The following is a 14,428-nucleotide window of genomic DNA, read 5'->3' as shown; positions in this document are numbered from 1 at the left end:
CACCCGCCTGCAGGCCGCTACGTTGATGACGAGACCGGTTGCGTTGGCCGGTTGGGCCAGCGTTGAGGCAGGACACGTCGCAATCTGTTGCACTGCGTCATGCAGATTCACCGTGAGCCTGCAGCGTTCGTCATCCGTGACAGCTCCAGTCACGGTGGCACACGCGGATGGACGCGGTGCGGGACACTCGACACATTGATCGTGACGCTCGTACGGCATGCGGGCCTCGCACCCGGCAGGCATTTCTCGCTGTCGGCAGACAACCTGGGAGACGGGACATGAAGCTTGACGACAAGGTCATCGCGATTACGGGCGGCGCTCGTGGGCTGGGGCTGGCCATGGCGCGACATCTGGGTGAGAAGGGCGCCGTGCTGGCGCTGCTGGATATCGAACAGGGCGGTCTGGATGACGCTGTCTCGAGCCTGGAAGCGGCGGGCATTAAGGCGCAGGGGTTCGTGACCGACGTCGCGGACGAGGCCTCCGTCACGCAAGCCTTCTCTGCCATCAAGGCGGCGCTGGGCCCGGTGAGTGGTCTGGTCAACAATGCCGGCATTACCCGCGATGGTCTGCTGATCAAGGCGCGTGATGGAGTCGTGGAGAAGACCATGTCGCTGTCCAGCTGGCAGCAGGTCATCGATGTCAATCTGACCGGTGTCTTCCTGTGCACGCGTGAAGCCGCCAGTCAGATGATCGAGGCCGGTCAGCCGGGCGTGATCGTCAACATCTCCAGCATCTCGCGCGCCGGCAACATGGGGCAGAGCAATTACACCGCAGCCAAGGCGGGTGTCGCCGCGATGAGCGTCACCTGGGCCAAGGAGCTGGCGCGCTACAAGATTCGTGTCGGTGCCGTGGCACCGGGCTTCATCGCCACTGAAATGACCGCCGGCATGAAGCCGGAGATGCTCGACAAGATCAAGAGTGGCATCCCGATGCGTGATCTGGGACGTCCGGAAGACATCGCGGGCAGCGTGGCCTTCATCTTCGACAATGATTACTTCACGGGGCGCGTGATCGAATGTGATGGCGGTCTGCGTATCTGAGCCGATGTCTCCTGCCTGACGTCATGCCTCCCTCTGTGAATGCGCAAGCCCCTATGCCGGATCTGCCGATATGGGGGCTTTTTCGTGCATGCGAGAGAGTCGACTTGCGTGCGAGGGCCAAGGTGACATGCATCCAACGAGGCGTGCCGTGCGTAATCCCGGTATCGCGGTTCATATCGGATAAAGGAGATTCGTCATGCAACGTCGCCAATTCATGGGGCTTGTATTGGGTGGCGGTGCGATGTTGGCACTGCCGGGACTGGCTGCCGCTCGCCCGGAGCTTGAGCTGGAGCGCTCGCCGGACATTGCCGAGCTCGTGCTGGATGATGACGAGTGGCGCGCACGCCTGAGTGCAGAGCAGTATCGCGTGCTGCGCGAGGAAGGCACCGAGCGCTCAGGCTCCAGCGCGCTCAACAAGGAATCGCGTGACGGTGAGTACCGTTGTGCCGGCTGTGACCTTGCGCTGTTCACCTCGCGTACCAAGTTCGAGTCCGGCACTGGCTGGCCGAGTTTCTTCGATCATATCGAAGGGCATCTGTTGACCAAGACGGACTACGGGCTGGTGTGGCCGCGTACCGAATATCACTGCGCACGCTGCGGAGGGCATCAGGGACACGTGTTCGAGGACGGCCCCAGGCCCACGGGACTGCGCTGGTGCAACAATGGGGTGGCGCTGCGTTTCGTGCCGGCCTGAGGGGGCCTGTGAAGCTAAAGCAATCCACGGGCTTTGTGGTAACGTGACGGCATCGTGATGCAGGCGGCCCGGTCGACTCAGCGACCGGGCCGCCTGCGTCTTGTCACCAGAATCATAGTCGTGAAGGGATCGATGTTTCATGGACGCTACCGCAACTGACGCCACTACCGCTCGCCCTGCACCGACGCTGTCGCCTGCTGCTACCGCTCGCCGTATCCAGCAGGCGCTGGCGGCGGAGCTGGACGTGCGTGAAGAACAGATCACCGCGACGGTGGAGCTGCTGGATGGCGGCGCCACCGTGCCCTTCATCTCGCGTTACCGCAAGGAGGCGACCGGCGGGCTGGATGACACTCAGATGCGTCTTCTGGAAGAGCGCCTGCGCTACCTGCGTGAGCTGGAAGAGCGCCGTCAGGTGGTACTCGAATCCATTGCCGAGCAGAGCAAGCTGACCGCGAGTCTCGAGCGCGATGTGCTGGCTGCCGACAGCAAGCAGCGTCTGGAAGACCTCTACCTGCCGTATCGCAAGAAGCGTCGTACCAAGGCCCAGATTGCCCGTGAGGCGGGTCTTGAGCCGTTGGCGGATGCCTTGCTTGGCGACCCGACGCTCGTGCCGGAAGACGAGGCAGCTGGCTTCGTCGATGCCGACAAGGACGTGGCCGACCCCAAGGCGGCACTGGATGGGGCCAAGCAGATTCTGATGGAGCGTTTCGCGGAAGACGCCGCGCTTGTCGGTCGTCTGCGTCAGCGTCTGTGGGATGACGGTATCCTCAGTGCCCGGGTGATGAAGGGCAAGGAACAGGAAGGCGCCAAGTTCTCCGATTACTTCGAGCACGACGAGCCGCTGCACAAGGCACCGTCGCATCGCGCGCTGGCCATGCTGCGGGGTCGCAATGAAGGCGTGCTGAGCCTCGCGCTCAAGCTGGAAGGCGAGGACGAGTTGCCGCGGCACCCGATGGAGGGTGCCATCGCGGCGCATTTCTCCCTCGAGGACCAGGGGCGCGCCGCGGATCGCTGGTTGAAGGAGGTGGTGCGCTGGACCTGGCGGGTCAAGCTCTATACCCATCTGGAAAGCGAGCTGATCGGCCGCCTGCGTGAGCGTGCCGAGCAGGAGGCCATCCAGGTCTTCGCCGACAACCTGAAGGATCTGCTGCTGGCAGCCCCGGCGGGGCCCAAGGCCACCCTGGGGCTGGACCCGGGCCTGCGTACCGGCGTCAAGGTCGCGGTGGTGGACGCCACCGGCAAGTATGTCGATCAGGCCACCCTCTACCCGCATGCGCCTCACAATCGTTGGGATGCCTCGGTGGCGGAGCTGGTCAGGCTGGTCGAGCGTCATGATGTCGAGCTGATCGCCATCGGCAACGGGACCGCATCACGCGAGACCGACAAGCTGGCCGCCGACGTGCTGACCCGCCTGTCCGGTCGTCGCCTGCAGAAGGTGATGGTCAACGAGGCAGGGGCGTCCATCTACTCCGCTTCGGAATATGCCGCGCGTGAGTTCCCGGATCTGGACGTGACCATTCGTGGCGCGGTCTCCATCGCCCGTCGCCTGCAGGACCCGCTCGGCGAGCTGGTTAAGATCGAGCCCAAGTCCATCGGGGTCGGCCAGTATCAGCATGATGTCAGTCAGGTGCAGCTGGGGCGCAGTCTGGAGGCGGTGGTCGAGGACTGCGTCAATGGCGTCGGTGTCGATCTCAACATGGCGTCCAGTGCGCTGCTGTCACGCGTCGCAGGTCTGAATACCACGCTTGCCGAGAACATCGTCGCGCATCGTGATGCCAATGGCCGCTTCGCCTCGCGCAAGGAGCTTCTGAAGGTCAGTCGGCTCGGGCCACGTACCTTCGAGCAGTGCGCCGGCTTCCTGCGTATTGCCGAGGGTGAGAACCCGCTGGATGCCAGCGCCGTTCACCCTGAGGCCTACCCGCTGGTCGAGCGTATCGCCAAGGCGCATGGCCGTGAGCTACCCAGCCTGCTGGGCGACAGCAGCTTCCTGCGCAGCGTGAAGCCTGCCGAGTTCACGGATGATCACTTCGGGTTGCCGACAGTCACGGACATCCTGCGGGAGCTGGACAAGCCGGGGCGCGACCCGCGTCCTGAATTCCGCTTCGCCGAGTTCAAGGAAGGGGTCGAGACGCTCAAGGATCTCGAACCGGGCATGAAACTTGAAGGTGTCGTGACCAACGTCACCCATTTCGGGGCCTTCGTGGACATCGGTGTGCATCAGGATGGCCTGGTACACATCTCTGCTCTGTCGCAAAAGTATGTTGCCGACCCGCGTGAGGTGGTGAAGGCCGGTGACATCGTCAGCGTCAAGGTGATGGAGGTCGACATACCGCGTGGACGCATCGCGCTGAGCATGCGCATGAGCGATACTCCCGGTGAAAAAGGCGCGGGAGGCGAGGCGCGACGCGGGGGCGAGGGCAATCGTGGAGGGCGCTCCCAGACCGGCGGTGGCCGTCAGGAACGAGGCGGTCGCGCCAGCGGCTCCAGTGAAGGAGGCGGAGCGGCACCCGCCAACAATGCCATGGCAGCGGCCCTGCTCAATGCACGCAAGTCGAAATCATAAGCCTTGAAAGCATTTTTTACGCGCCCATAATGTGGGCATACTGACTGACGCGAACGGTGGATGCCGTTCGCGTCTTGCATGGCATCCGGTGCAGTCCGCGGGCCATGGTCATCCAACTCGACCGGAGAGGCTGGGCTTCTCCCCATGCGAAAGGGTCAATACCTTGTCCGAGCAACTCGCGTCCGCCATTGCGCGACTCAAGGCCCCCGCCCGTCAGGGACTCTTCGGGCGTCTGCGCCGTGGCATCGAGAAAGAAGGCCTCAGGGTCGACGCCGACGGCCGCATCAGCCAGACCCCGCACCCGCGTGCTCTGGGGTCCAAGCTGACTCACCCGTACATCACCACGGATTATTCCGAGTCGCTGCTCGAGTACATCACGCCGGTCTTCTCGCGTCCCAAGGATTCCCTGGAGTTTCTGGCGGACCTGCATCGTTTCAGCTATCGCAATCTGGGGGATGAGCTGATCTGGCCGGCCAGCATGCCGCCGAGGCTGAACGGCAATGACAGCGTGCCGATCGCGGATTATGGCACCTCCAACACCGGCACCATGAAGCATGTCTACCGCAAGGGACTGGATGTGCGCTACGGGCGCATCATGCAGTCCATTGCCGGTATCCATTACAACTTCTCGCTGCCGGATGATTTCTGGACGCTGCTTCAGAAGATGGAGAATGCCGAAGGCGAGGATGCGCGTGACTTCCGCTCGCGCCGCTACTTCGAGCTGATCCGCAACTTCCGTCGCCATAGCTGGATTCTGCTCTATCTGTTCGGCGCCTCGCCGGGGATCGACGAAAGCTTCCTGGATGGCGGCAATGATGACCGCCTCAAGCGTCAGGCCGACCGCAGTCTGGTCTCGGCCTATGCCACCAGCCTGCGCATGTCGGACCTGGGCTACCAGAACAAGGTCCAGGCGCAGCTCAAGATCTGCTTCAACTCGCTGGACAACTTCGTCGGGACGCTGCGTCACGCCATCGTCACGCCGTGGAAGGACTACGAGAAGCTGGGGGTGAAGCAGGCTGATGGCAGCTGGTCGCAGCTCTCCAGTAACATCCTGCAGATCGAGAACGAGTACTACTCCGACATCCGTCCCAAGCGTGTCACCCGGCACAACGAGACGCCCAGCCAGGCGCTGGAAGGCCGGGGTGTCGAATACATCGAGGTGCGCTGCCTGGATCTCAATCCCTTCCTGCCGGTGGGGATCGACGAGACGCAGATCCGCTTCCTCGATACCTTCCTGATCTGGTGTCTGCTGACCGAGAGCCCATGGATCGATGACGAGGAATGCGCCAACCTTGACGACAGCAAGCGACGCGTCGTGGAGGCGGGACGTGACCCCGAGCTGACCCTGAACGTCAAGGGTGAGGAGCGGCGTCTGCGTGAACTGGCCGCCAACGTGATGGATGAGCTTGGCGAAGTGGCAAGCCTGCTGGACGAGAATCACAAGTCAGGCAGCGAGCATCGCGATGCGCTGGCGGCACTCGCGCCGCGCTTTGACGATGCCCAGACCACGCCCTCGGGCCGTCTGCTGACCAGCATGCTCGACAACGGCAGCAACTTCGTCGATGAAGTGCTGGCACTGGCCAAGGGGCAGGCCGAGCAGTTCAAGACGGAGCCGATGGAGCGTGCACGTGGCTACCTGCTGGATCAACTGGTCGAGACCTCCCTGCAGCAACAGGGCGATATCGAGGCCGGCGACCATCAGGACTTCGATACCTTCATGGCCGAATACTTTGCCTCGGCGCATGCCACGCAACCGGCCTGACTCGTCGATGCAACGCCGATTCATGTTCAGGTCATCCCTGCGCGGCATGATAGGCATCCATCGCTGATCGCGGCGACACCGGCCATCGCGACGACACCGGCCATCGCGACATCATCGGCGCCTCAGACTTGAGGCGCCGATGATGTCTCTGGCCCATGCGTGCGTCCTGGCCAGGCAATGACGCCACGCATGCTCTGAGGTGGTCATGGAGAGATGTCTTCGTGATCGCGCCATTTCTCACCAATGACTCCAGCGGAGTCGGACGGCAAGGACAGCAAATGACACACGCGGACAATCAATCAGGACAACAGCCGACACGCCAGGGTGGGGGGCTCGCCTGTCTGGCGCGCTGGAGCGGTCGTCAGTGGTGCCTGCTGGGGGCGCTGGGGTGCGCGTTGCTGCTCGGTGTCGCCTTCGTGCTGCAGTTTGCCTTTGGTCTGGCACCGTGTTCGCTGTGCATCTTCCAGCGCGTGGCGGTGGCCGTGGCAGGCGTCTTCTTCCTGCTGGGTGCCGTGCATGGGCCGGGGCGTATCGGTACCCGCGTCTATGCGCTGGGTGCGCTGGCGGGCAGTGTGGGTGCCATCGTGCTGGCCGGTCGTCATGTCTGGCTGCAATCCCTTCCGCCGGATCAGGTGCCGGCCTGTGGCCCGGGCCTCAACTACATGCTGGAAGTGCTGCCGGTATGGGACGTGATCACCCAAGTGCTCAATGCCTCCGGTGAATGCGCGCAGATCAGTGCCCAGTGGCTGGGGCTCTCGATCCCTCAGTGGTCGTTGATCGGCTTCTGTGCTCTGACGCTGGTACCGCTGGCCATGCTGTGGAGCAGCTTCCGGCGTTGAGGGCATGACGCCTGCCACCATGGTGGGGGGTTGGCAGCGTCCGTCGCATGGAGGATAGTGGGTTGGCAGCGGGGTGAGCACCTGATGTCAGCCCCACCGTTCGGGTCATGCCAGAGGAGGCGCCCATGCTGGAGGAATGCACCACTGCGGCGGAACGCTTTCGTGGCGTTCATCAGTTGGTTGATCGCTGGCTGGATCAGCGACGCGAGATGCTGGTCTGCTTCATGGATCTGCACGAGGCCTGCGTCAATGATCTCGAGCAGCTCGACATGACACGCGTCAATCGCTTCATCGAGCTGTTGATGGATTACATCTCGGCGGGCCATTTCGAAGTCTATCCTCAGCTCAAGGAAGAGGGGCGTGTCTTCGAGGATACCCAGGCTCTGGCCGCTGCGGAGAAGTTGATGCTGCGTCTGGAGCCCTCGACGGAGCTGGTACTGTCCTTCGATGAAGACTTCTCGAGTCCGACCCGCTGCCAGCACTACCGCACACGCCTGCCCGAGTGGCTGGCCCGTCTTCAGGAGGGGCTGACGGAGCGCTTCGCGCTGGAAGATCAACTGATTCAGCGCCTGCATGCGGTACACGAGCCACTGGCTCACTCGCGGCAACCCGTGGCATGAGCGAATGACTCAGGCAGACATGCTGTCCGCCTGAGTGCTGAGTGCTGAGTGCTGAGTGCTGAGTGCTGAGTACTGAGTGCTGAGTGCCAGCCGCCGTCAGTGGCAACACGAAAAAGCCCCCGTCAGCAGATGCTGGCGGGGGCTTTTCGTTCGGCTCGACTTCCTTCAGCTCACCTGCGCGGCGGTTGGCGCCGCGCGGCGTATCACATCAGGGAAGAGGCTTCCGGGCGTTCGAGTTCGGTCAGCTCGATCTCGCCGGTGAGCAGGTCACGCTCGAAGGCATCCTTGTCGATGTTGAAACCAAGGAATTCCTGAGCGAGATACATGTCCTTCTCGGCGTTGCCCAGACAGCTGGTGCCACCCGGTGACGGCGTCATGTTGAAGACGATGCCGGTGCCCGGATTGATCTTGGCTTCGCCCATCACGAGCTTCTGCTTGCTCTTGTCGATCAGCTGCGGGCGTACGCCGCCGAAGCCCTTGGCGAAGCTGACATCCTTGACGTCCAGGCTCGGGACGATCTTCTTGATGTCGCCGTGGAACAGGCGCTCACGCAGTACCGGCACCTCGAACATGAAGTTCTTGAAGATGTAGTTGCGGATGTCGCGCACCTTCATCAGGTCCCACAGGGCCTTGACGACATTGCGGTCCATGCGCAGTACCTTGAGGAACTCCCAGAAGGTCTTGCCGTTGTAGCGCTCCAGCAGCGGCAGCATCAGAGCGGTCGGCCCGAAGCGGGTCTTGCCTTCCACCAGCACGTCCGGGTCGCCGTGGACGGCGGCGAACGGCAGGTTCTCGTTCTGGATGGTGTAGACCTTGCCGTTGAGCACCTTCGGCGTGAAGTAGAAGGAGCCAGCCATCGGCAGGCAGGACTTGTCCAGTCCGTAGCCCATCTTGTGGGCGAACAGCAGGGAGTGACCACCGGCGCTGACCACGACATAGCGTGCGCTGAGCTCGCCCTTGTCGGTCTTGACCTTGTAGACGTCACCTTCCTTGCGGATGTCTTCCACGGCGGTCGAGAGGCGAACGTCGAAGTTCATGCCTTTCTCGGCCGCTGCCTTCTCGCCTTCGCTGACGAAGGCCTCCGACAGGGTGGTGTAGTTGACGGCGGTGTATTCGTCGGTGGAACCCAGCGCGACGATTTCCTCGTCCGGACGGCGACCTTCCACGACCTTCGGCTCAAGCTCGGCGATGTCATCACGCTCGAGCAGCTTCAGATTCGGGAACAGTGGCTTGAAGGTCTCGAAACGCTTGCGCAGGAACTGGCATTCCTTGGCACCGACCGCCAGTACCATCTTCGGGTACTTGTAGACGATGTGATCGCGCTCACTCTCGCTGAGCTTGGTGGCGAAGTTGACCACCATGCCTGCGGTGCGCTTGGTCACGCGCGCCTTCTCGACCGTGTAGTTGGTCTCGATGTCGCCGCAGTGGATGGTCTGGGAGTTGTTGCGACCGTGCGAGTTGACGATCGCGACATGGTCGTATTTTTCCACCAGGCCGACCGACGAGAGGTCGGTGTAGCGGGCGAGTTCATAGAGAAGGGCGGTGCCGGACACGCCGCCACCCACAATCAGGACATCGTATGTCGTTGAGGACATGGCTGCTCACGCTCAGAGTTGGTGAGGGACATCCCCCGGCACCCGACCGGGCTACCGGGGGCCGTCCTGCCGTGACGGGGCATGCCTCGTCAGGCTCGACGGTTCGATGGACACACATTATAGACACATCGGACGCGAAATGATTCAGCAAATAAGGTCGACTTTATGGTGAATGCCTGTAGCCACATGAAAACCTTATAGATGAAGCTGCATTCCCTTATAGGTCGATTATTTGTTTTAAAATCAATGGCTTGTCAGTCGCGCAGTGAGATGATGCGCCATCCGCGCTGCTGGGCGGTAGCCAACAGTTGCTCATCCGGGTCCACTGCAATGGCAGTATCGACACGCTCGAGCAGCGGAAGATCATTGATGGAGTCACTATAGAAGGTGCTGCCATCCAGGGTGTGATCACGCTCGGCAAGCCAGGCTTCGAGGCGAGTGACCTTGCCGCCCTGGAAGCTGGGAACTCCGTCGACGCGGCCGGTGTAGCGCCCGTCGATGATCTCGGGCTCGATGGCGATCAGGTCATCCACACCAAGGCGCTCGGCGATGGGGGCAGTGATGAAGCGGTTGGTGGCGGTGATGATCAGCAGCGTATCGCCGCGTGCACGGTGACGCGCCAGCAGCTCTTCTGCCCGTGCCAGAATGATGGGCTCGATCTTGGCGGCCATGAACTGCTGGTGCCAGGCGGCGAGTTGTTCCGGACTGTTCTCGGCCAGCGGCTTGAGTGAGAAGGCCAGGTACTCGTGAATGTCCAGTTCGCCACTCTGATAGAGCTGGAAATAGCGCTCGTTGGCTTCACGGTAGGTGTCAGCGTCGACAGCGCCTTGTTCAACCAGGAACTCGCCCCAGGCGTGATCGCTGTCCCCGGCGATCAGGGTATTGTCGAGATCAAAGATGGCCAGACTCACGGAGAACTCCTTGCTCAGCCCAGCCGTTGGCGTGGGCGACGGACGCAGACAGAGGGGCGCGGCAAGGTCGCCGGCCCAGTGTTTGCGCGGGTGTACGGGGGCCAACGGAGGATTTCCGAAGGCGGTGTTGCAGTGCAATACGGTGAAGGGGTCGATTATTGCAGACGTGCCTGGCCTTTCACACCGCCAAACCGCGTATTGAAGCGCTTTCAGCCTTTGTGGAAGAATGGTTTCAATTAACGAATCAAAGGTGACATCCGTGATCGACGCTGACGGCTTTCGCCCCAACGTTGGCATCATCATTGCCAACTGTGAGGGCCAGCTGCTCTGGGCGCGCCGGGTAGGACAGAATGCGTGGCAGTTTCCGCAAGGGGGCATCAAGCCAAACGAGACACCGCAACAGGCGTTGTATCGTGAACTCGAGGAAGAGATCGGCCTCAAGGCCGAGGACGTCGAGATACTGGCCTGTACCCGAGGATGGCTGCGCTACCGGTTGCCCAGACGCATGGTGAGAACGCACTCCCGACCGATCTGCATCGGTCAGAAACAGAAGTGGTTCCTGTTGCAGATCCGCTGTCAGGACAACCGCGTGAGTGTGGATTCCACGCCCAAGCCGGAGTTCGATGGTTGGCGGTGGGTCAGTTACTGGTATCCGCTGGGTCAGGTCGTGGCCTTCAAGCGCGAGGTCTACCGGCGCGCGTTGCGTGAACTGGCACCGCGTCTGCAACGACTGGTGGATTCGCAGGGCAATCTGCCGCTCTCGGCGGTGCAAGGCAACATGCCCTGCAGCGAGGACAAGGTCGCCATCAGGCCGACGGGAAATGATCCCCACATCCCCGATTGAGGTCGGGCTCATCATCTGCAACGTGCGCGTCCGGGCCAGGAACCCTGTTTCCTCGTGAGGCGCGTCATGCTCGAGGTACACCATGCTTGAGGTATTGCGGCGTATCGTTCAGGAGGTCAATGGCGCGCGTTCACTCGACGCGGCGCTGGCGACGATGGTGTTGCGCATTCGCAAGGCCATGAAGACGGATGTCTGTTCCGTCTACCTTCTGGCGCCCGAGACGGACCGATTCGTGCTCAAGGACACCATTGGCCTGCGCTCGTCTTCCGTGGGACAGGTCAGCATGGCGCGCGGTGAAGGGCTGGTGGGCATGGTGGCGCTCAGAGAGGAGCCGCTCAACCTCGAGGATGCCCCGGCGCATCCCCAGTTCCGGTATTTCGAGGAAACCGGCGAGGAGCGCTTCTCCAGCTTCCTGGGCGTCCCCATCATCCATCAGCGCCGCGTGCTCGGCGTACTGGTCATCCAGCAGCACGAGAAGCGTCGTTTCGATGAGGGCGAAGAAGCCTTTCTTGTCACGCTGGGCGCGCAGCTGGCGGGTGTGCTGGCGCATGCGTTGGCGACCGGGGCACTGGGCAAGCTGGCCGGGACCAGCGGCCAGGCGACCTTCAAGGGAGTCGCCGGGTCTCCCGGCGTCGTCATCGGCAAGGCCTTCGTGCTCTCTCCGCCGGCGGATCTGGACTCGGTGCCGGACCTCATTCCCACCGACATCGACTTCGAGATCGCTCGCCTGAAGGAGGCGATCAACGCCGTGCGCGAGGAAATCCGTGTCGCGGCAGAGCGGCTGGCCAGTCGTATCTCCACTCAGGAGCATGCGCTGTTCGAGGTCTACCAGCAGATGCTGGGCGACGCGGCGCTGGGCCAGGAAGTCGAGAAGCGTATCCGGGAAGGGCAGTGGGCGCCTGCGGCACTGGCCGATATCGTGCGCCGGCATGTTCAGTATCTCGAGCGCGTGGATGATGACTATCTGCGTGAGCGCGCCGCGGATATCCGCGATCTTGGCCGGCGGGTGCTCGCGCATCTGCAGGAGGAGGGCGACAGCGGCCCGATCGAGTACCCCGAGAACACCATCCTGATCGGCCATGAGATCAGCCCGGCGACACTGGGCGAGGTACCGCGTGAGCGGCTCAAGGGACTGGTGGCGGTCAGCGGGTCCAGCACCTCCCACGTCGCCATCCTGGCGCGGGCCATGGGAATTCCGACCGTGCTCGGGATGGTGGACCTGCCGCTGTCACGCCTGGGTGGCGCGCCGGTGATCCTCGATGGCCATCGCGGTCGTCTGGTGGTGCGTCCGGAGCATGAGCTCAGCGTGCATTATTCGCGGCTGATCGCCGAGGAGCAGGCGCTGAGCGTGCTGCTGGAGCAGGAGCAGGATCTGCCGAGCGTGACGCCTGATGGCCATGTGATGCCATTGATGGTCAATACCGGCCTGGCGCTGGATGCCGTGGCCTCGCTCAAGACCCGGGTTGGCGGCGTGGGGCTCTACCGCACGGAAGTGCCCTTCATGATGAATGATCGCTTCCCCAGCGAGCAGGAGCAGGCACGACTCTACCGTGAACAGCTGGCCGGTTTTGCCCCACTGCCTGTCACCATGCGTACGCTGGATATCGGGGGCGACAAGGACCTTCCCTATTTCCCCATCAAGGAGGCCAACCCCTTCCTTGGCTGGCGCGGCATACGCGTGACACTGGATCACCCGGAAGTCCTGATGGTGCAGCTGCGTGCCATGCTGCGCGCCGCCGAGGGCCTGGACAATCTGCGTATCATGTTGCCGATGGTCTCGGGGATCGAGGAGGTGGATGCCGCGCTGGCGCTGGTCAATCGTGCCTTGATCGAGCTGGCGGAAGACGGTGTCAACGTCTCACGGCCCAGCGTCGGCGTGATGATCGAGGTGCCGGCGGCCCTCTATCAGCTGGAAGCGCTCGCGACCCGGGTCGACTTCTTCTCGGTGGGGTCCAACGACCTCACCCAGTACCTGCTGGCGGTGGACCGCAACAACCCACGAGTGGCGAGTCTCTATGATGCGTGTCACCCGGCGGTATTGCGCGCGCTGGCGCGCCTGGCGGAAGAATCGAAAGCGCTGGGCATGCCGGTGAGCGTCTGCGGTGAGCTGGCCGGTGACCCTGCCGGCGCCTTGCTGCTGCTGGGAATGGGCTTTGATGGTCTGTCGATGAATGCGCCCAGCCTGCCACGTGTCCGTGCCGCCATTCGCCGCGTGTCGTTGGCGGCAGCCCAGGGGCTGGTCAGCGAGGTCCTGTGTCAGCCGACGGCCAATCAGGTGCATGGCCTGCTGCTGGAACGCATGCAGGCATGGGAGCTGGCGCATCTGTTGCCGCCGCGTGACCACACGCCGGATGCCAGTGCGGCCCAGGCGGCAGTCTCTCGTTAGCGACTTGCAGGCAGGATCGCAGACCTGCGCTCCTGCCTCGGGTGGCGTCCTCTCGCTGGCCTTCCTTCAAGACGTCCCCTGCAGGCAATCGTCAGCTCAGCTGCCATCCCCGTGTCGCTTCCTCCTGGAGGTGCGACACGGCCTTGCGATGAGCGACGCACTGGCCTTGTGGTGAAAAGCGGCGCTCATGCAGTGTCAGTGAGGCCCGCTTGTCATCTCGCTGCCAGCGCACCAGGGTGGCAGCGCGGGTGCCGTACTCGGGGCTGGTGATGAAGGGGCTGGACAGTAGGGCTTCCCGCTCAAGCGCCAGGCCGGTGGCCGGCAACTGTGCCGTCGGCGGCCGCCATCCATCCTGCAGGATACCCAGACAGGCATCGTCATCGTGCATGACCGCAGACGCCTTCAGCGCGGCAAGGCGCTGTCTGAGTCGCCGCTGCTTTGGCCATTCATTGTCCGGGTGACCATTGGACAGGCTATGCAGCCCAGGGAGGAGTCGGATCAGCTGGCTGCCGTCGGGCCCATGATGGAGTCGCCAGAGAGTCCGGCCATCGCAGACCAGCAAATTGCACCAGTCAAGTGCGCTCAAGCTCAGGGGTTCGCAGTGCTCGGGAGAGTCCGCCGCGAGCCTTGCCATGACGGTCTCGCCAGCGCTCAGGGCCTCCAGCCAGTCCCCAAGCGACAGGGTGGAGGCATTGGCCACCGCCTGTCGCACGGCGGCCGTGACCAGCTGACCGCGACTGATGGTGGCTGCATGGGAGGGGCGGTCCAGCTGGCGGACATTGGTCAGCGTCGCCAGGGCGCCGGCCCGATGCATGACCAGCCATCCCCCTCCTGCCACCAGATCACGACCACCGCACAGAGCGGTATCCGGCCAGCGGCACAGACCAGTGGTCGCACGGGCATGAAACTCGTCGCGGTTGCCCAGCAGCGTGAGGCAGTGACCTGTCGTGGCATCTGGCTGCCAATCGAATGCCATCAGGCACATGGCGAGACTCCGAAAGAGGGTGGGCGAGGTTCCCGGGGATCAGGATGTGACAGGTGTCGCGCCGGGAACATGACGCCCGTCAGTGGCTTGCGTATGCTGCAGTCTTGTGGCGAACGGGCCGACGATCTGCCGTGACGTCGGGCTACGGGCAGTATGGCTCGATGCGACCCGATCGTACTGCTGCGGCAA

10 protein-coding genes and 1 pseudogene are annotated in these 14,428 nt (G+C 63.0%); 8 read left to right on the top strand and 3 right to left on the bottom strand.

Annotated elements, in window-relative coordinates:
* The first annotated feature begins 278 nt into the window (after positions 1–278).
* From AC26AR_RS12815 to rsd, 6 genes are all read left to right on the top strand, one after another.
* Positions 279–1,040 (top strand): SDR family oxidoreductase, encoded by a 762-nt coding sequence (locus tag AC26AR_RS12815; protein WP_084208013.1) that lies wholly within the window; start codon positions 279–281, stop codon positions 1,038–1,040.
* Positions 1,041–1,236: 196 nt separating this feature from the next.
* Complete coding sequence (gene msrB, locus AC26AR_RS12810) at positions 1,237–1,734, top strand: peptide-methionine (R)-S-oxide reductase MsrB (RefSeq protein ID WP_077375214.1); 498 nt, start codon at positions 1,237–1,239, stop codon at positions 1,732–1,734.
* 139 nt (positions 1,735–1,873) lie between these two features.
* Complete coding sequence (locus tag AC26AR_RS12805) at positions 1,874–4,297, top strand: Tex family protein (protein ID WP_084208015.1); 2,424 nt, start codon at positions 1,874–1,876, stop codon at positions 4,295–4,297.
* A 163-nt stretch (positions 4,298–4,460) separates the two neighbouring features.
* On the top strand, positions 4,461–6,059 hold the full coding sequence (gene gshA / locus AC26AR_RS12800) for a glutamate--cysteine ligase (RefSeq protein WP_084208016.1): 1,599 nt from the start codon (positions 4,461–4,463) through the stop codon (positions 6,057–6,059).
* A gap of 278 nt (positions 6,060–6,337) precedes the next feature.
* The gene (locus AC26AR_RS12795) at positions 6,338–6,898 is read left to right on the top strand and encodes a disulfide bond formation protein B (RefSeq protein WP_084208017.1); all 561 of its coding nucleotides are present in this window, start codon (positions 6,338–6,340) and stop codon (positions 6,896–6,898) included.
* A 125-nt stretch (positions 6,899–7,023) separates the two neighbouring features.
* Complete coding sequence (gene rsd / locus AC26AR_RS12790; RefSeq protein ID WP_077375202.1) at positions 7,024–7,518, top strand: sigma D regulator; 495 nt, start codon at positions 7,024–7,026, stop codon at positions 7,516–7,518.
* 203 nt (positions 7,519–7,721) lie between these two features.
* On the opposite strand, the gene AC26AR_RS12785 is transcribed toward rsd, so the two are convergent.
* The gene (locus AC26AR_RS12785; RefSeq protein WP_077375199.1) at positions 7,722–9,113 is read right to left on the bottom strand and encodes an FAD-dependent oxidoreductase; all 1,392 of its coding nucleotides are present in this window, start codon (positions 9,111–9,113) and stop codon (positions 7,722–7,724) included.
* Between the two features lie 254 nt (positions 9,114–9,367).
* On the bottom strand, positions 9,368–10,024 hold the full coding sequence (locus AC26AR_RS12780) for a histidinol-phosphatase (protein WP_077375196.1): 657 nt from the start codon (positions 10,022–10,024) through the stop codon (positions 9,368–9,370).
* A 259-nt stretch (positions 10,025–10,283) separates the two neighbouring features.
* Here AC26AR_RS12780 and AC26AR_RS12775 point away from each other — a divergent pair.
* Both AC26AR_RS12775 and ptsP read left to right on the top strand, forming a co-directional pair.
* Positions 10,284–10,757, top strand: a pseudogene (locus tag AC26AR_RS12775) (RNA pyrophosphohydrolase); the annotation flags it as partial.
* 193 nt (positions 10,758–10,950) lie between these two features.
* On the top strand, positions 10,951–13,254 hold the full coding sequence (ptsP, locus tag AC26AR_RS12770) for a phosphoenolpyruvate--protein phosphotransferase (protein ID WP_176503161.1): 2,304 nt from the start codon (positions 10,951–10,953) through the stop codon (positions 13,252–13,254).
* Positions 13,255–13,345: 91 nt separating this feature from the next.
* On the opposite strand, the gene AC26AR_RS12765 is transcribed toward ptsP, so the two are convergent.
* Complete coding sequence (locus AC26AR_RS12765) at positions 13,346–14,239, bottom strand: NRDE family protein (protein ID WP_404625710.1); 894 nt, start codon at positions 14,237–14,239, stop codon at positions 13,346–13,348.
* Positions 14,240–14,428: the final 189 nt, after the last annotated feature.

This window comes from Cobetia sp. PS-4MA (assembly GCF_057670765.1).
The sequence above is the reverse complement of the archived record's forward strand: the minus strand, read 5'-3'. Positions and strand labels throughout refer to the sequence as shown.